Source organism: Streptomyces rhizosphaerihabitans (assembly GCF_025399795.1).
Classification (GTDB): Bacteria; Actinomycetota; Actinomycetes; order Streptomycetales; family Streptomycetaceae; genus Streptomyces; species Streptomyces rhizosphaerihabitans.
Genome location: NZ_JAODTZ010000021.1, coordinates 20,601 through 36,126 on the forward strand (window position 1 = coordinate 20,601; position 15,526 = coordinate 36,126).

The following is a 15,526-nucleotide window of genomic DNA, read 5'->3' on the forward strand; positions in this document are numbered from 1 at the left end:
TCGGCCGATGCCGGCTCACCGCACGCGCCACTCCTCGGCCAGCAGCTCGTACGACCGCACCCGGTCCGTGTGCCCGTGGGTGATGGTCGTGATCAGCAACTCGTCGGCTCCGGTGGCTTCTTGGAGCTGCTCCAGCTGGTCGGCGACGCGGCGCGGTGAGCCGACGAACTGGGTGTCGAGACGGTCCTGGACGAGTGCCCGGTCGGCGTCCGACCAGACGTGGGCGCGCGCCTCGTCCGGCGTGGGGAACTCGATGGCACCCTCGGCCGTACGGATGCTGCGGACCCAGAGGCCGTATCCCGTGGCGAGTTCACGGGCCCTCTCGTCGTCCTCGGCGACCACGACGTCCGCGGACACGCTGACGTACGGCTTGTCGAGGACGTCGGAGGGCTGGAACGCCGCGCGGTAGCCGTCCACCGCCTCCAGCACGGTGGCCGGACTGACGTGGTAGTTCGCCGCGAACCTGAGCCCGCCCCGGCCCGCGACCTCGGCGCTGGTCCCACCGCTGCTGCCCAGGATCCACAGTTGCAGGTCCGCGCCCTCACCGGGTACGGCGCGCGCCTGCGTGCCGTCCGCCGAGCGGTAGGTGCCCGCGAGCAGCGCGAGGATGTCGTCGATCTGCTCGCCGTAGTCCTGCGACTGGGCGTTGGGCTGCTGGAGGAGGGCGCGCTGGACGGCGACCCGCGGTGAGCCCAGAAGGTGTTCGAAGGAGAAGCGGGGTGGAATGCGGAGTCCGTTCGGGGCGCGGCCGTCGACCACGGGAGTCGCGGTCACGGGCGGGACGGAGGGCGGGCCGGACGGTTTGCCACCGGAGCGCCCGAGGCCCAGGTCGAGGCGCCCGGGGTGCAGCGCGTCGATCAGGCCGAACTCCTCGACCGTGGACAGGGCGGTGCGGTGGCCGAGTTGCACGGCACCGGAGCCGAGGCGGATGGTCGAGGTCGCGGAGGCGGTCAGGGCGAGGACGACGGCGGGCGAGGTTCCGGCCACGCCCGGGTTGAGATGGTGTTCGGCGAACCAGTAGCGGGCGTACCCGAGGCTCTCGGCCCGCCGGGCCAGATCGATGGAGTTGCGCAGGGCGTCGCCGGCGGTGGAGCCGGAGGAGATCGGAACGAGATCAAGGACGCCGAGAGGGATGTCGGACATGTGCGGAGGCCTCCTCAGCGCTCGGCGGATGTGCGGACGGGTTCGAGAGCGGGTACGGCTTCCGGCGCGGGCTCGGACGACCCGAGGACCGGCTCCCACGGGAACGGCGGATCGGGAATCTCGCGGCGCAGCACGGGCGCGACGGCGGACTGGAACAGTTCGAGCGAGTCACGGTGCTGACGGTCGGTCAGCCCTCCGGCGTCCGCGTGCAGATGCAGCACGCTGTGCCCGAACTCCGCGTGATACCGGTGCACTTTGTCGATGATCTGCTGGGGACTGCCGATCAGTGCCGAGCTGCGCTCCACGAAGTCCTCCAGCGAGGTGAACACCGGCTCCAGACCGAGCCGCTTCTGGAACGCCAGGTTTCCCTCGAAGACGGGCCGGTAGGCGTTGAGCGCCTCTTGGGAGGTCCGCGCCGCGTAGAAGCCCGCCGTCCCGGCGCCGACCGCGATGCCGGCCGGATCGTGGCCGTAGTACTCCCAGCGTTCGCGGTAGTGGCGGATCAACTCGGCGTACGGCTCTATGGGGTTGGTGACGTTGGCGGAGAAGAGCGGGTCGCCGTGGCGGGCGGCCAGATCGACCGACTCCTTGCTGGTGGCGCTGCCGTGCCAGACCCGGACGGGCTGCTGGAGGGGGCGGGGCCACACCTCGGCGTCCTTGAGTTCCGGGCGGAAGCGGGTCGCCGCGGTGACCTTGTCCTGCCGCCAGATCCGGCGGAACACCTCGTAGCTCTCGGCGTTGCGGTCCCACTGGTCCTCGGTGGTGACCTGGAACAGCTCCCGTTGTGCGCCGCCGTTCCCCTTGCCGACGATCAACTCCAGTCGTCCGCCGGACAGATGGTCGAGCGTCGCGTAGTCCTCGTAGGCTCGCACCGGGTCGAGAAGACTGAGCGTGGTGACCGCGGTGAACAGCCGGATTCTCGAGGTGAGCGCGGCGATGTGGCTGAGGACCACGGGCGGCGAGGACGAGATGAACGGACGCTCGTGCCGCTCCCCCACGCCGAAGCCGTCGAAGCCCAGTTCCTCGGCGAGCAGCGCGTTGTCGACCACTTCACGGAAGCGGTCGTTCGTCGGCTTCTGGATCCCGGTGACCGGATGCGGGGCGTGCACGATCAGGGTGATCGCCAGGAACTTCATGACGCCACTCGGCCGGCCGGCGCCTCGGCGTCGGGGTGGGCCAGGCCGAGGTGGTCGCGCAGGGTGCTGCCCTCGTAGTCCGTGCGGTAGACGCCGCGTTCCTGGAGGAGCGGGACGACGGTGTCCGCGAAGGAGTCCAGGCCGCCCGGCGTGATGTGCGGGACGAGGATGAAGCCGTCGGAGGCGTCGGCCTGGACGAAGTCGTTGATGGTCTCGGCGACCGTGGCCGCGCTGCCGACGAAGGCCTGCCGGTTCCCGGTCTCGATGACGAGGTCGCGGATGGACCAGTTGTTGGCGGCCGCCCGCTCCCGCCACTCGCGGGCGGTGGCCAGCGGGTCGCGGTACATCCGGACCTGGGCGCGGCCCCGGGCGATGGTGTGTTCGCCGAGGTCCGGGTCGATGTCGGGCAGCGGACCGTCCGGGTCGTACGAGGACAGGTCACGGTTCCAGACGAACTCCAGGTGCTTGATGGCGGTGGCGCCGCTGACCTGGGCGCGCCGTACCTCACGGGCGTGTTCCTCGGCCTCGGCGTCGGTGTCCCCGAGGACGAACGTCGCGGCGGGCAGGATCAGCAGCTGGTCGTGGCGTCGGCCGTACCGGGCGAGGCGTCCCTTGACGTCGGTGTAGAAAGCCTGGCCCTCTGTGCGGGTGGCGTACCGGCTGAAGATGGCGTCGGCGCCGGCGGCGGCGAACTCGCGGCCCTCCTCGGAGTCTCCGGCCTGGAAGATCACCGGGCGGCCCTGCGGGGAGCGCGGGACGTTGAACTGGCCCTCGATGTCGAAGTGTTGTCCCTGGTGGACGAAGGCTCCGGCCTTGGCGTCGCTGAGGAAGGTGCCGGTCTCCTGGTCGGCGATGATCTCGTCGCCGTGCCAGGAGTCGAAGAGCTCGTTCGCCGTGGCCAGGAACTCCTTGGCCCGGGAGTAGCGCTCCTCCTGGGGCAGGAAGCCGCCGCGGCGGAAGTTCTCGCCGGTGAAGGCGTCCCAGGAGGTGACGACGTTCCAGGCTGCCCTGCCGTCGGAGAGGTGGTCGAGGCTGGCGAACTGACGGGCCACCTCGTAGGGCTCGTTGAAGGTGGAGTTGATGGTGCCGGTCAGGCCGAGGTGTTCGGTGACGGCGGCGAGCGCGGTCAGGACGGCGAAGGTGTCGGGCCGTCCCACGACGTCCAAGTCATATATTTTGCCGCCCTGTTCACGCAGGCGCAGGCCCTCGGCGAGGAACAGGAAGTCGAACTTGGCGCGCTCGGCGGTCCGCGCGAAGTGCGCGAACGAGCTGAACTCGATGTGACTGCCGGCGTCGGGGTCGCTCCACACGGTGGTGTTGTTGACACCGGGGAAGTGCGCCGCGAGGTGGATCTGCTTGAGCGGCTTGCTCATGGTCGGGGGTCCTTCCGGCTCAGGCGGTCGTGGCGGCTGGGGACGCCCCCTGCTCGGCGAGCTCGGGGGAGTAGCGGTTCGCGGGGCGGGCGAGCCCGAGCAGGCCGCGCAGAGTGTCGGCCTCGTAGGCGTTCCGGAAGACGTTCCGGCGCTGGAGTTCGGGCACGAGGCCGCGCGTGATCGCGGGAAGGTCGTGTCCTACGACGGCGGGCCGCAGCCGGAAGCCGGAGAGCCCCGCGGCGGACAGTTCCTGGAGGAGATCGGCGAGCTGGACCGGTGTTCCGGCGAAGATGCGCGCGTCGCTGGTGTACGGCTCGCCCGCCAGCGCGTCCAGCCGCTCCCGGCGGGCCTCGGCGGCCCCCGGGTCGTCGTCCAGGAAGACCACCAGGTCCCCGAAGACATGCACGGTGTCGCCGGCCCGGCCGGCCGCGTCCTGTTCGGCGCGGATCTCCTGGACGATGGCGCGGGCCTGGTCGGCGTCGTGCGGCGTGACGTAGCCGACGTCGGCGGCCCTCGCCACCAGCCGGTACGGGATCGTCGCGTGGGCCAGGGCTGTGACGACGGGCTGGCCCTGCGGCGGCCGGGGAGTGATGGAGGGGCCCTTGACGCTGAAGCGCCCGCCCTCGAAGTCGATGTAGTGCAGCTTGTCGCGGTCGATGAAACGGCCGGTCGCGACGTCCCGGATCTCGGCGTCGTCCTCCCAGCTGTCCCAGAGCCTGCGCACGGCCTCGACGTGGTCGGCGGCCTCGTCGAAGAGGTCGGTCACCACCTCCTGCACCGCGGGGGTGTCGTAGTCCTCGAACCGGAAGGGCGGGATCGTACGGCGCCCGAAGTGCGCGGCCTCGTTCTGGCGTGCGCTGATCTGCACACGCAGGCCCGCGCGGCCGGAACTCACATAGTCGAGAGTGGCGATCGCCTTGGATATGTGGAACGGCTCAGTGTGTGTGGCCACCACGGTCGGAACCACGCCTATGTGGCGGGTCAGCGGCGCGATCCGCGACGCGATGAGGACGGCGTCCAGGCGGCCCCGGACCTGGTCGGTGCGCCCGTCCGGTCCGTGGAGCGAGGAGGACTGGAGGCCGAGTCCGTCCTCGATCGTCACGAAGTCGAGGAGACCTCGCTCGGCCTCGGCGACCAGGCCGGTCCAGTAGGCGGCGGTCAGCAGTTCGCGGGGGCGGGCCACGGGCTCGCGCCAGGCGGCCGGGTGCCAGCCCGCGCCGTCCAGCGCGACGGCGAGGTGCAGGGGTGTTGGTGACGAGGACACGGAGGTGCCTTCCTGATCGACCGTACGAGGAAGCCCGCCCCCGGCGAACGGGGCGGGGCTGCGTGGGATCGGGTCAGGGGCGACAGAGCGCGCCGGCGACCCGCAGCAGATCGATGTGCGGCCGGCCGTACAGGTGGAGGCGGCGGGGCGAGAGCGGCCTCGGCGCGCGGCGGCGGGACACGCGACGCATGTGCCTCACCTCCGCCCTTTCGGCCCGGTGCTCCGGGGTTCCTGGTCCGCCCGGCCCTCGCGGGTACCCGACGGGGCGCCACACGGCCTTGGACAAGCACAACCGCACGGCTATGCCCTTTCTTCCGGCATCCCGGATTCTTTTCGCCTCTCGTACGCGCCCTGCTCTCCGCCGGGCGTGCGGACGAGCACGAACCGCGTCCGGCGGCGCAGGGTGAACCCGATCGACTCGTAGAGCCGGATCGCGTTCGTGTTGTCGGCGGCGGCGTGCAGGAAGGGGATGTCGCCGCGTTCCCTGATGCCCGCCGCGACCGCGCGGACCAGGCGTGTGGCCAGGCCCCGGCCGCGGTGACCGGGATGGGTGCACACCGCGCTGATCTCGGTCCAGCCCGGCGGGCGCAGGCGTTCGCCGGCCAGGGCGATCAGGCGACCGTCCTCCCGGATGCCCAGGTACGTGCCGAGTTCGACGGTACGGGGCAGGAAGGGGCCCGGCCGGGTGAGGGCGATCAGGTCGAGGATCTCGGGCACGTCGGCGGGGCCGAGCCGTACCGCTTCGGGCGCGGGCTCGGAGTGCAGCGCGGTGGCGAGCAACTGGACTCCGTCGCCGCTCTGTTCGACCGCCCAGCCCTCGGGCACCGCCTCGACCGCGGTGACCGCGACGACCGCGCCCGGACCGGCGAGTTCGGCCAGGTCGGCCCACGAGCGGGGGTCGTCGGGGGCGTCGAGGGCGGTGAACGGGGCCACGTCCGTGGGATAGCGGGCGGCCCGGCCGACGCGCTCGGCGAGGTGGGCGTGCGGACCGGTCAGCGCGGCCCACGCCGCGTTGTCGAGGATGTGCGGTGCGGCCGGGCTCGGGGAGAGGACGGGGTGGAGACTGGTGGACATGGCGGTGCGGGTTCTCCGTATCTGGAACGCGGCCGGAGGCGCCCCGGGACTCCGCCGCGGTGCCGCGGAGTCCCTTGAGGTGGACGCTGGTTCAGGAGTTGTCGAGCGGCAGGCCGGGCGGGTTGACCTGGGAGGTGTCGACGGCCTCGTTGGAGAGGTTGTAGGCGGCGAGCCACTTGGCGTACTGACCGTTCTTGATCAGATGGTTGATCGCGTCGGCGATGGGCTTGGCGAGCCCGCTGTCCTTCTTGGTGGTCGCCGCGATCAGGCCCTGGATCGTGGCACCGGCACCGGAGAACGTGCCCGCGCTGCGGGTCGGGTTGGGCGACTTGGCAGTCTGCGTGATGTGATAAGCGACGCCCGGGTTGGCGGCGAAGTAGACGTCGATCTTGCCGCCCGTCAGCGCCAGGCTGACGGCGTTCTTGCTGGCGTAGCTCTTGACGGTGAGGGTCTTGCCCTCCTTCTTCAGCTTCGTCTGCCACTCCAGGAGGATCTTCTCCTGGTTGGTGCCGTTGTCGACGGCGACGGTCTTCCCGGCGAGGTTCTCGTAGTTGCCGTCGAAGTTCCAGGTGCTCTTCTTGAGCACCTCGAAGCCGACGTTGTCCTTGCGGTAGGAGGCGAAGTCGTACTTCTTCTTGCGCTCCTCGGTGTCGGTGATGTTGGCGAAGGCCACGTCGACCTTGCCGCTGTCGACACCGACGAACATGTTCTCCCAAGTGGAGTTCCGAAGCTCGGGCTTGAGGCCGAGGACGGCGGCGATCAAGCGGCCGAAGTCGGGCTCGGCGCCGGTGAGGGTCTTCTGGTCCTCGCCGACGTACGCCAGCGGCGGGAAGCCTTCGGGCAGGGCGCCTACGCCGATCTCCAGCTTGCCGCTCTTGCTGACCGACGCGGGAAGCTCGGCGCTGATCGACTTCACCTCCGAGACCTTGAGCGCGGTCGGCTTGGCGGCCCCGTTGGACAGCTGTCCCACGGTGACCGTGCCGGCGGCCTCGGTCGTGGTGGCGGCGTCGCTGTCACCCCCGCACGCGGCGAGCCCGGCGGCGAGGGAGGCGACGGCCGCGGTGGCGGTGACGCCGCGAAGAATTCTGCTGTTCAGGGGGAGCGTGCGCATGGCTGTCCTTGTCGGGTGTGTGCGGTGCGGGTGTGGGGGCGCGGTCCCGGCGGGCCGCGAAATCGGGTGGTGGTGCGTAACGGCTCACGGCGGATGGCGAGTTCCGGAGCTCGTGCTGGGAGGTGCTACGCCGAACGCGTGCCCGCGGAGGGGACCGAGGTCGGTGCCGACAGGTGCCTCGCTGTCCGCCGTCGGCGTGCGGGTCAGAGGACCTTGCTCAGGAAGTCCCTGGTGCGTTCCTGCTGCGGATGGTCCAACACCTGTGCGGGCGGGCCTTGTTCGACGATGCGGCCACCGTCCATGAACACGACCCGGTCGGCGATCTCACGGGCGAAGCCGATCTCGTGGGTGACGATGACGAGGGTGGTGCCGCTTCTGGCCAGATCCTTGATGACCGCGAGCACCTCGCCGACCAGTTCGGGGTCGAGTGCCGAGGTCGGCTCGTCGAAGAGGATGACCCCCGGCCGCAGGGCGAGGGCGCGGGCGATGGCGACCCGCTGCTGCTGCCCGCCCGACAACTGCCGAGGATAGGCACTGGACTTGTCCGCCAGCCCCACACGGGCGAGCAGATCGCGGGCCAGTTGCCGGGCTTCGGGCCTGGACAGTTTTCCGGTCGCCACCGGAGCCGCGGCCACGTTGTCCAGCACGGTCAGGTGCGGGAAGAGGTTGAAGTTCTGGAAGACGAAGCCGATGCGGCTGCGCTGGCCCAGGATGACGCGCTCACCCAGTTCCTTCAGACGCTCGCCGTGCCTGCGGACGCCGATGAGTTCGCCGTTCAGGCTGACATGGCCGATCTCGGGCTTCTCCAGATGGTTGATGACCCGCAGGAGGGTGGACTTCCCGGATCCGGAGGGTCCGAGGACGACCGTGACCTCCCCGGGCCGGACGGTCAACTCCACTCCGTCCAGGACATGGTGGGCGCCGTACCACTTGTGCACGTCGTGCACCTCGACCGCGGCCGGCTGGATCCCGAGCGCTCCGATGACCTCGGCCGCCGGAGCCGTCCCCGTCCCCGTCACCTGCTCCTGCTCCTGCTCCTGCTCCTGCTCCTGCTCCTGCGGATCCGTCCTGGTCTTCACCGTCGTCCGACGCGCTTCGCCGCTCATATCGCCGTCTCCCTCCGGACCCGGGCCCGCACTTCGCGCAGACCGTTCCGTACCTTCTGCAACGGGGTCGGCGGGAGGGTGCGCAGCGCACCCCGCGAGTAGTACCGCTCGACGTAGAACTGGATGACGGACACGACGCTGGTCAGGATCAGGTACCAGGCCGTGGCGACCAGGAGCAGCGGCACGATGTCGCCGGGGTACGTGCTGCCCATGCTCTGCACGGAGCCGAACAGGTCCAGCAGGGACACGTAGAAGACCAGTGAGGTGCCCTTGATCAGGCCGATCAGCTGGTTCACATAGTTGGGGGTGATGGAGCGCAGCGCCTGCGGGAAAACAATCTTCGCGAACTGGTACCGCTTGGGCAGACCCAGCGCGGAAGCCGCCTCGTGCTGACCCTGGTCGACCGAGAGGATGCCGCCGCGCACCACCTCCGAGGCGTACGCCGCTTCGTTGAGGCTGAGTCCGATGACGGCGATGGCCATGTCGGTGGCGATGCGGGACTCGTCGAAGGTGAAGAAGGCCGGTCCGAACGGCACCCCCACGCTCAACGTCCGGTACAGGGCACTGAAGTTGTAGAGGAACAGCAGGACCACGATGAGCGGGACGGACCGGAACAGCCAGGTGTAGACCCAGCTCACCGCGCGGAGCACCGGGCTCGGGGAGAGCCGGGCCAGCGCCAGCAGGATGCCGCCCAGCAATCCCAGCACCGCGCTGTAGAAGGCGACTTCGAGAGTGATGAGCAGGCCGTCGAGGATCGTCGGGCGCAGGAACCAGTACTGGAAGCGGTCCCACTGGTAGAAGGGGTTGGTCACCAGGCCGTGGGCGATCTGGGCGACCAGCACGAGCACGACGGCCGTGATGATCCAGCGGCCGGGACGCCGGAGCGGAAGGACCCGCTGAGCGGCCAGGGGCTTCGGCGCGGCGGGGACGTCGGGACGGGGGATCGCCTCGGCGGGCGGTGCTGATCCGGAGGACACAGCTGCGCCGGGAGATTGACTCATGGAGAGCTCCAGCGGATGCGGACACCCCGGACCACGGCGAGCGGCAGCACGACGCGGAGCCGGAACGGCTCAGCGCGAACCGACGCACGGGTGCACGTGGAACGGGGGCTGGACGGAGAGAAGGGGCACACCGCGACAGCGGTGTTCGTCAGAGACTCGGAAGAAGAGCCGTCAGCCTTGGCAGAGGGGGCGACACGCGCCCGTACACAGTGCGCTGCTGACACGCAGCAGGTCGACGGAGCGGTCGGCGCACAGCACGTCGCGGCCGAGGCGCCGCCATGCGGCCGTCCCGTCAGCTGCGTACATCGCCGTCACCATCACTTCTCCGGCCCGGAGGCATCTCGTTGTGGGCCGCACGTTAGGCCTGCCCCGAAAAGAATGTCAATGAGGGTGACCACCAGGTGAGACCGTGCTCCCGGCCTTCTTGACGGCACCTCAGCACACACCGAGACTGGCCTGGACAGTCACGATTGTCAGCGCCCACGCTGCGGGTTCGCCCGCTCATGTGGTCATCGGCCCCGGCTCGCTGACAGGCAACCCTTCCACCGCGACGGGGTGCCCCGGGTGACGACCGGGTCCCGCCGGTGCGGTGGGGCAAGCGTGGTCTCGCGTCTCGCGAGCCCCGGAGTCGGGACCGGTGGGAATGCCCAAAAGCGGCTTGACGAGGCGCCTGCACATCGATCTGTTGCGTGTCTCCAGCGCTTACTGATCCGTAGCCGGTCCGTTAGATCCGGACCGGTGCGACCAGCGCAGTCAATCCGCAGTAGGCCGCCGATGCCCACAAGGCGGCGGTGGCTTCCTCGTTCCCCAAGGGAGAGTCATGCCCGAGACAGCTTCGCGGACTTCCGGTACGGCCAACTCGCGCCCCTGTGACCAGATTTCGTTCCCTTCGAGCCTGCGCCTCACGGCGGCCACGACGACGTCCGCCCTCCCCCACCGCGCCCACAGCCGTATCGGCGTCGGTCTGGCCGGCGGCTTCTACCCGGCACCGCACCGCTACGAGCTGTATCTGTCGGAGAGTTGTTCGCTCTCGCAGCGCATCGCGATCACCCTCGAACTGCTCGGCCTGAAGGACTCGGTCGCCACCACAGTCCTGGCGCACCCCGCCGGCACACCCGACGCCTTCGCCTCACTGCGCCGTGCCTATGAAGCCACCGAGCACCACTACGACGGACCGCTGACGGCACCCGCGCTGTGCGACCGATGGAGCGGACGCATCGTCAGCAACCACACGCCGGACATCCTCCGCGATCTCGCCGGGCTGCTCTCCGGCCACACCGCGGGCCGCCCCTCCACACTGTGCCCGCCGGCCCTCACCGCGGACATCGAGGCCCTGCGCGACCTGCTGGACCGCGACGTCACCCCGGCCGCCGAGCCCTCTGGGCTCTCGGCCGCCCTGGAGCTCCTGGACTGCCAACTCGCCGCGATGCCTTATGTGTTGGGCGAAGACCTGACGGCGGCGGACGTGGACGTGTGGGTGGCGCTCACTCGACTGGACCCGTCCGACATCCTCGGCACGCATCCCCGGCTCCAGGACTACGTACGCCGTCTGGGCGACCAGCCCGCCTTCCGGGGCGGCAGCGAAGCGGTGCCCGTCACGGCCGGCGCCTGACACTCCCGGCGGGATCGAGGGGGAGGTTCCACCCTGCCGAGCGCCCGGCCGGGCAGGTGACCGCGCGCCTCGCACGGATGGCTGAACGGACCGGACGCCGGGCCCGGCGTCCGGTCCGTTCAGTCGCGCGGAATCAGGATGATGCTCACGCCCCTCAGAGTCGAGGTCCACTGCCGGCCCTGGTCAAGGACCTCGCGCCCCGAGCCCAGGATCTGGTCCTGGAGGATCAGCGCCGACTCACGGAGCTCCTCCCACGGCTCCGGCACATCGAAGGCACGCCGGGACCGCTCGACGGAGCCGACCAGAGCACGGCAGGCCGCCTCCACGTCAGCGACGTTCTGGCCGGCCGATCCGACTCCCTCGATCGACCACGTCATCCACAGGCGCCCCATGACCACACTCTGTCCCATCCCCGGAACCAACGCATGCCCACCGCACAGAACACGCAGCACGTGCCGGGACCGTCCACCGGTCCGCCCCCGTCCACGTGCGATCCGCCGACGTTCGGCGCAGCCTATGAGCGCAGGAGCTCGACACCACCGTGCAGGGTGTGCAGATCGCGATCACGATCTTCCTGCTCGTCATGGCCGCCCTGATGATTCCCGGCGGCAAGCTGACGGACCGCTACGGCCGGAAGCGCTGCTTCCTGGCCGGCCTGACGGTGTACGGGTTCGGCGCCCTGCTGAGTGCCGCCTCCCCCGGCCTGGGCGTCCTCATCCTCGGCAACTCGATTCTCGAAGGCGTCGGAACAGCTCTGCTCATCCCGCCCGTCTACATCCTCACGACGCTCCTCTTCCAGGACATGACCTCCCGCGCCCGGGCCTTCGGAGTCGTCATGGCGCTGGGCGGCATCGGCGCGGCGGCCGGCCCGCTCATCGGCGGGCTCATCACCTCGTGGATCAGCTGGCGGGCCGCCTTCGTGTTCCAGGCCCTGGTCATCGCGCTGATCATCATGCTGAGCCGGCACATCGAGGACCCGCTCCCGCCGGATCCGACCCGCGCCTTCGACACCGTCGGAGCCGTCCTCTCGGCCACCGGCCTCGTCCTCATCGTCATGGGCATCCTGGCCGCCGACAACAACGTCTGGCTGATGACCGGCCTGCTCGCCCTCGGTGCGCTGACGCTGCTGTGGTTCTTCCGCTCCGTGCGCGCCCGCGAGGCGGCGGGCAAGGAACCGCTGCTGTCCACCAGCCTGTTCCGCAACCGCACGTCCAACCTCGGCCTCATCACCCAGAACATCCAATGGCTGCTGCTCATGGGGTCGTCGTTCACCGTGGCCGCCTACCTCCAAGTGGTGCGCGGCTACGACACCATCGCGACCGGCGTCATCTTCACCGCCGCCACCCTCGGTCTGCTCGCCACCTCCCTGGCCGCCGAACGCCTCGCCCGGCGCCGCCCCGACGCACCCTGATCATCGCGGGGTTCGTCGTCACGATCGCGGGCGTCGTCGTCCTGATCGCCATGGTCAACAGCTTCTCGAGCCCCTGGGCGTTCGCTCCGGGGCTCCTCCTGGTCGGACTGGGCCTGGGCGTGATGCTGACCCCGTCGGTCAACATCGTCCAGTCGAGTTTCCCCGAGGACCGGCAGGGCGAGATCTCCGGCCTGTCCCGTAGTGTGTCCAACCTCGGCTCCTCGCTGGGCACCGCCGTCGCCGGCACCATCCTCGTAGCCGGATTCACCACCCGTTCCTACGCCGCGGCCATGGTCACGCTCGCCGTCCTCGGCCTCCTCGGACTCACTGCCGCGGTCCTCCTTCCCGGAACCGCCGTCAGTGCCCGCAGCACGGTGGGCACCCGGGCACGCGACGGCGGCTGATTCCCTCGGCCCGGATACCGAACCGGCCATGCGGAAAGGCAGTTACGGCGCTCCTCGGGCGCGGCTGGATCACGGCCTTCCTGCTGGCCGTGCCGACCTCCGGTGCCGGGCTTGCGCTGCGCCGCCGGAGGTTCCCGAGCGTGCTGACCGGGCCGGGAACGATCAGCTACTCGGTCTGCCTGGTGCATGCGGTCCTGCTCGCGGTGAGCGACAGCGTGATCGGACGGTACCGGCAGGACGATCTCGTACTCGAAGCGGCGTTCTTCGCCGTGCCGCTGCCGCTCTCGGTGCTGACCCATCGTCGCGTCGAGGTGCCGGGCCGGGCCTGGGGCCAACGGTGGGTCCGGGTCCAGCAGCGGGCCGGCCGCATACGGTCGACGTGACCCCGTCAACATGTCCTCCGTAGTAGACATGACCCGCCCGCAACGCACAGGGGCGGTCGGCGTACGGGGCGGGCGGAGCCTTCGGTGAATCTTCCCCGGTCGAGCGCGGGCCCGGAATCGGGCGGCAACCTTCTGGCTTCCCGCGGCCACTGTGGGACACACCATCGGCTCGATCCTCGGAACGGATGCGCATGAAGGCAACGAGGCAGGCCGCGCGGCGGCGCGGGCACCGGCTCAGGCTGTCGACCGTCACCCCGATCGCGCTGATCGCGGTGGGCGCTCTCGTCAGTCTTGTCCTGGCGTTCCGCCCCGATCACCCAGCCGGTGCCGGGCACGCCGCGGCCTCGGCCGGCGCCGGTTCCCAGAGGACCGCGACGCCCGACCAGAGGGCTCCGGCCGGATCGGCGTCCCCCACGGCACCGCGGTCGCCGAGCTCGAAGACCTCCCCGACCGCGGCGGCCGGTGCCACCACCGCACCGGTGCGGCCGTCGGCCTCGAACACCTCCCGGACCGTGTCCACGACGGCTTCGCTGGCGGGACGGATCCGCCCCGGGGTCGGCTACCGGGGAGTGGCCACCGCCTACGACGCCGGATCGGGCGACGGTGCCTGTTCCTACGGCCCGACCGACGACCTCATGACCGCCGCGATGAACCACACCGACTACGAGACGTCCAAGGCGTGCGGAGCGTACGTCGTCGTCCGCGCGGCCGGCGGTGCGGCCGTCACCGTCCGGATCACCAATGAATGCCCGGTGGGCTGCGCCCCGGGGCAGCTCGACCTCAGCGCACAGGCGTTCGCCCGTCTCGCGAATCCCGCGGCCGGGCGGATCCCGATCACGTGGAAGCTGCTGAGCCCCAGCGCCTCCGACACGATCGCGGTCCGGTACAAGACCGGATCCAGCCGCTGGTGGTGCGCGGTCCAGGTGATCGGCCACCGGAATCCGGTGGCCCGGCTCGAACTCCGCACCACCGGCGGATGGCGGCAGCTGCCCCGTACCGACTACAACTACTTCCTCGCCGACAACGGCGGCGGATGCGGCGGCGCGATCAGGATCACCGACATCTACGGTGAGCGCCTGGCCGTCGACGGAATCGCGCTGCGACCCGGCACCGTGCAACCGACGCGGGTCCAGTTCGCCCGGCACTGACCCGTTCCGAAGGGCTTGCCGGCAGTCGCGCGCAGGGGCACAGCCGAGGTGGAGGTGTCACCTCCATGTGAAGGTGACACCTCCAAAGGGCTACTCCGCGCTCCTGCCGCAGCTCACACCCGCGCCCGGAGCAGGCGGCCGGGGCGGGGAGGGGAGGGTTACGGAGCCACCTCCTGTGACGACCGCGGATGCCGGCTCGGGAACGGCCGGCTTGCGGAGCAGGAGCAGGGCCGCGTCGTCGTGCAGGCGGCCGCCCACATGGGCCTGCAGCTCGGCGTCGAGCGCGGCCAGAGTGGACGCCGGCTCGTCGGACACATGCCGTGCCAGCCCTTCGGCGAGGGCGTAGAACTCGCGGCCGTGGTCGCGGGCCTCGGTGACCCCGTCGGTGTAGAGCAGAAGCTGATCACCGTCGGCCAGCGGCAGCACCTGGAGGCTCGGGGCCTCACCCGTCAGGGCCCGCAGACCGAGGGGCGGTGTGGGGTTGACGGGGTCGACCGACGAAACGCTCCCGGACGCGCGGACATGCAGCGGAGGCGCGTGTCCGCAGTTGACCACCTCCAGCCGGCCCGGCTCCGGGTACCCGGCGACCACGGCGGTCACGAAGTCGTCGTATCCCAGGTTCCGCGCCAGACTGCGCTCGATCCTGCCGACGACGGCGAGGAGATCGGGCTCGTCGTAGGCGGCCTCGCGAAAGACACCGAGCACGAGTGCGGCCGTGCCCACGGCAGGCAGCCCCTTGCCGCGGACATCGCCGATGATCATCCTGACTCCGTACGGCGTGGGCACCAGCGCGTAGAGATCGCCACCGATCCGTGCCTCCGCCGCGGCGGCGCTGTAGCGGACGGCCACCTGGAACGGTCCGACGCTCGACGGTATGGGTGCGAGCAGGGCGTGCTGTGCGGCCTCCGCGACCGAGCGGACGGCCGCGAGGACCCGCTCCCGGCGCCAGCGCAGGGCACTGGCCAGAGCGCTCGCCAGGGTGACGGCCGCCAGGGCGGACAGGACGGCCGCGAGCTCGCCGCCCGGGACACCGTCCCGGATGCCGAGGATCACGCTCAGCACCGCGGCCAGAAGACCGACGCAGAGAACTCCGTACGGTCGGCTGGTGGTGACCGCCAGCGCGGGTCCGGCGGCCAGCAACGGCAGCCAGATCATTCCTGCTCCGCCGGCCAGGTCGACGAGCACGATGGCGCCGACGATCAGGAAGGGCAGCACCGGCGTGCCGAAGGCGAGGTGGGCGGCGCGCTTGCGGACCGCCGCCCAGGAACCGACGCCTCGGTTCCTGAACGTCCGTTTCGGCCAGTGCTCGCTACGGTGCTCTCGGGCCTGACTCATGTTCGTCCGCAGTCCTCACCTGGGT

18 protein-coding genes and 1 riboswitch are annotated in these 15,526 nt (G+C 70.5%); of the genes, 6 read left to right on the forward strand and 12 right to left on the reverse strand.

The window, feature by feature from the left end; genetic code table 11:
- Positions 1-15 precede the first annotated feature (15 nt).
- The 9 genes from N4G66_RS21580 to N4G66_RS21620 all read right to left on the reverse strand — a co-directional run bounded on the left by N4G66_RS21580 (position 16) and on the right by N4G66_RS21620 (position 9,208).
- The gene (locus N4G66_RS21580; RefSeq protein ID WP_261705792.1) at positions 16-1,143 is read right to left on the reverse strand and encodes an MsnO8 family LLM class oxidoreductase; all 1,128 of its coding nucleotides are present in this window, start codon (positions 1,141-1,143) and stop codon (positions 16-18) included.
- Positions 1,144-1,157: 14 nt separating this feature from the next.
- Positions 1,158-2,279, reverse strand: a complete 1,122-nt coding sequence (locus N4G66_RS21585) for an LLM class flavin-dependent oxidoreductase (protein WP_261705793.1) — start codon at positions 2,277-2,279, stop codon at positions 1,158-1,160.
- The gene (locus tag N4G66_RS21590) at positions 2,276-3,652 is read right to left on the reverse strand and encodes an NtaA/DmoA family FMN-dependent monooxygenase (RefSeq protein ID WP_261705794.1); all 1,377 of its coding nucleotides are present in this window, start codon (positions 3,650-3,652) and stop codon (positions 2,276-2,278) included. The genes N4G66_RS21585 and N4G66_RS21590 overlap by 4 nt, the downstream gene beginning before the upstream one ends.
- A gap of 19 nt (positions 3,653-3,671) precedes the next feature.
- Positions 3,672-4,916: an LLM class flavin-dependent oxidoreductase gene (locus tag N4G66_RS21595; RefSeq protein ID WP_261705795.1), complete on the reverse strand. Its 1,245-nt coding sequence runs from the start codon at positions 4,914-4,916 to the stop codon at positions 3,672-3,674.
- A 73-nt stretch (positions 4,917-4,989) separates the two neighbouring features.
- Positions 4,990-5,106, reverse strand: a complete 117-nt coding sequence (locus tag N4G66_RS21600) for a putative leader peptide (RefSeq protein ID WP_261705796.1) — start codon at positions 5,104-5,106, stop codon at positions 4,990-4,992.
- A 110-nt stretch (positions 5,107-5,216) separates the two neighbouring features.
- Positions 5,217-5,990 carry a GNAT family N-acetyltransferase gene (locus tag N4G66_RS21605; RefSeq protein ID WP_261705797.1) on the reverse strand — a complete coding sequence of 258 codons (774 nt, stop codon included), beginning with the start codon at positions 5,988-5,990 and terminating at the stop codon, positions 5,217-5,219.
- A gap of 91 nt (positions 5,991-6,081) precedes the next feature.
- On the reverse strand, positions 6,082-7,101 hold the full coding sequence (locus N4G66_RS21610) for an ABC transporter substrate-binding protein (protein ID WP_261705798.1): 1,020 nt from the start codon (positions 7,099-7,101) through the stop codon (positions 6,082-6,084).
- Between the two features lie 203 nt (positions 7,102-7,304).
- The gene (locus N4G66_RS21615) at positions 7,305-8,069 is read right to left on the reverse strand and encodes an amino acid ABC transporter ATP-binding protein (protein ID WP_261705891.1); all 765 of its coding nucleotides are present in this window, start codon (positions 8,067-8,069) and stop codon (positions 7,305-7,307) included.
- 134 nt (positions 8,070-8,203) lie between these two features.
- Complete coding sequence (locus tag N4G66_RS21620; RefSeq protein ID WP_261705799.1) at positions 8,204-9,208, reverse strand: amino acid ABC transporter permease; 1,005 nt, start codon at positions 9,206-9,208, stop codon at positions 8,204-8,206.
- 499 nt (positions 9,209-9,707) lie between these two features.
- A riboswitch (SAM riboswitch) is annotated at positions 9,708-9,815 on the forward strand.
- A gap of 36 nt (positions 9,816-9,851) precedes the next feature.
- Between N4G66_RS21620 and N4G66_RS45935 the strand changes: the two genes are divergently transcribed.
- Positions 9,852-9,917, forward strand: coding sequence for a putative leader peptide (locus N4G66_RS45935; RefSeq protein ID WP_355773383.1), 66 nt, complete (start codon positions 9,852-9,854; stop codon positions 9,915-9,917).
- 111 nt (positions 9,918-10,028) lie between these two features.
- Positions 10,029-10,820: a glutathione S-transferase family protein gene (locus tag N4G66_RS21625; RefSeq protein WP_261705800.1), complete on the forward strand. Its 792-nt coding sequence runs from the start codon at positions 10,029-10,031 to the stop codon at positions 10,818-10,820.
- A gap of 119 nt (positions 10,821-10,939) precedes the next feature.
- Here the strand turns inward: N4G66_RS21625 and N4G66_RS21630 are convergent, their stop codons facing one another.
- A complete protein-coding gene (locus N4G66_RS21630; RefSeq protein WP_261705801.1) occupies positions 10,940-11,230 on the reverse strand; it encodes a hypothetical protein in 291 nt (96 codons plus the stop codon).
- Positions 11,231-11,361: 131 nt separating this feature from the next.
- Here N4G66_RS21630 and N4G66_RS21635 point away from each other — a divergent pair, with 131 nt between their 5' ends.
- The 3 genes from N4G66_RS21635 (at position 11,362) to N4G66_RS21640 (ending at position 13,018) form a co-directional block, all read left to right on the forward strand.
- On the forward strand, positions 11,362-12,231 hold the full coding sequence (locus N4G66_RS21635) for an MFS transporter (protein WP_315903669.1): 870 nt from the start codon (positions 11,362-11,364) through the stop codon (positions 12,229-12,231).
- Between the two features lie 44 nt (positions 12,232-12,275).
- Entirely contained in the window at positions 12,276-12,635 is a 360-nt protein-coding gene (locus tag N4G66_RS45680) for an MFS transporter (protein ID WP_315903676.1), read from the forward strand.
- A 140-nt stretch (positions 12,636-12,775) separates the two neighbouring features.
- Positions 12,776-13,018 carry a hypothetical protein gene (locus N4G66_RS21640; protein WP_315903670.1) on the forward strand — a complete coding sequence of 81 codons (243 nt, stop codon included), beginning with the start codon at positions 12,776-12,778 and terminating at the stop codon, positions 13,016-13,018.
- A 313-nt stretch (positions 13,019-13,331) separates the two neighbouring features.
- Here the strand turns inward: N4G66_RS21640 and N4G66_RS45940 are convergent, their stop codons facing one another.
- Positions 13,332-13,538 carry a hypothetical protein gene (locus tag N4G66_RS45940; protein WP_391858849.1) on the reverse strand — a complete coding sequence of 69 codons (207 nt, stop codon included), beginning with the start codon at positions 13,536-13,538 and terminating at the stop codon, positions 13,332-13,334.
- On the opposite strand from N4G66_RS45940, the gene N4G66_RS21645 reads away from it, so the two are divergent.
- Positions 13,531-14,166, forward strand: coding sequence for an expansin EXLX1 family cellulose-binding protein (locus N4G66_RS21645; RefSeq protein WP_391858850.1), 636 nt, complete (start codon positions 13,531-13,533; stop codon positions 14,164-14,166). The two genes, N4G66_RS45940 and N4G66_RS21645, sit on opposite strands and share 8 nt — an antisense overlap.
- Before the next feature lie 90 nt (positions 14,167-14,256).
- On the opposite strand, the gene N4G66_RS21650 is transcribed toward N4G66_RS21645, so the two are convergent.
- A complete protein-coding gene (locus tag N4G66_RS21650) occupies positions 14,257-15,501 on the reverse strand; it encodes a PP2C family protein-serine/threonine phosphatase (protein WP_261705803.1) in 1,245 nt (414 codons plus the stop codon).
- Positions 15,502-15,526 lie beyond the last annotated feature (25 nt).

What these genes read in the sequence shown, in the direction of transcription:
- N4G66_RS21650 (WP_261705803.1), bottom strand. Translation starts at nt 15,501, where the DNA reads ATGAGTCAGGCCCGAGAGCACCGTAGCGAGCACTGGCCGAAACGGACG.
- N4G66_RS21630 (WP_261705801.1), bottom strand. Translation starts at nt 11,230, where the DNA reads ATGGGACAGAGTGTGGTCATGGGGCGCCTGTGGATGACGTGGTCGATC.
- N4G66_RS21590 (WP_261705794.1), bottom strand. Translation starts at nt 3,652, where the DNA reads ATGAGCAAGCCGCTCAAGCAGATCCACCTCGCGGCGCACTTCCCCGGT.
- N4G66_RS21610 (WP_261705798.1), bottom strand. Translation starts at nt 7,101, where the DNA reads ATGCGCACGCTCCCCCTGAACAGCAGAATTCTTCGCGGCGTCACCGCC.
- N4G66_RS21585 (WP_261705793.1), bottom strand. Translation starts at nt 2,279, where the DNA reads ATGAAGTTCCTGGCGATCACCCTGATCGTGCACGCCCCGCATCCGGTC.
- N4G66_RS21620 (WP_261705799.1), bottom strand. Translation starts at nt 9,208, where the DNA reads ATGAGTCAATCTCCCGGCGCAGCTGTGTCCTCCGGATCAGCACCGCCC.
- N4G66_RS21625 (WP_261705800.1), top strand. Translation starts at nt 10,029, where the DNA reads ATGCCCGAGACAGCTTCGCGGACTTCCGGTACGGCCAACTCGCGCCCC.
- N4G66_RS21580 (WP_261705792.1), bottom strand. Translation starts at nt 1,143, where the DNA reads ATGTCCGACATCCCTCTCGGCGTCCTTGATCTCGTTCCGATCTCCTCC.
- N4G66_RS21605 (WP_261705797.1), bottom strand. Translation starts at nt 5,990, where the DNA reads ATGTCCACCAGTCTCCACCCCGTCCTCTCCCCGAGCCCGGCCGCACCG.
- N4G66_RS21600 (WP_261705796.1), bottom strand. Translation starts at nt 5,106, where the DNA reads ATGCGTCGCGTGTCCCGCCGCCGCGCGCCGAGGCCGCTCTCGCCCCGC.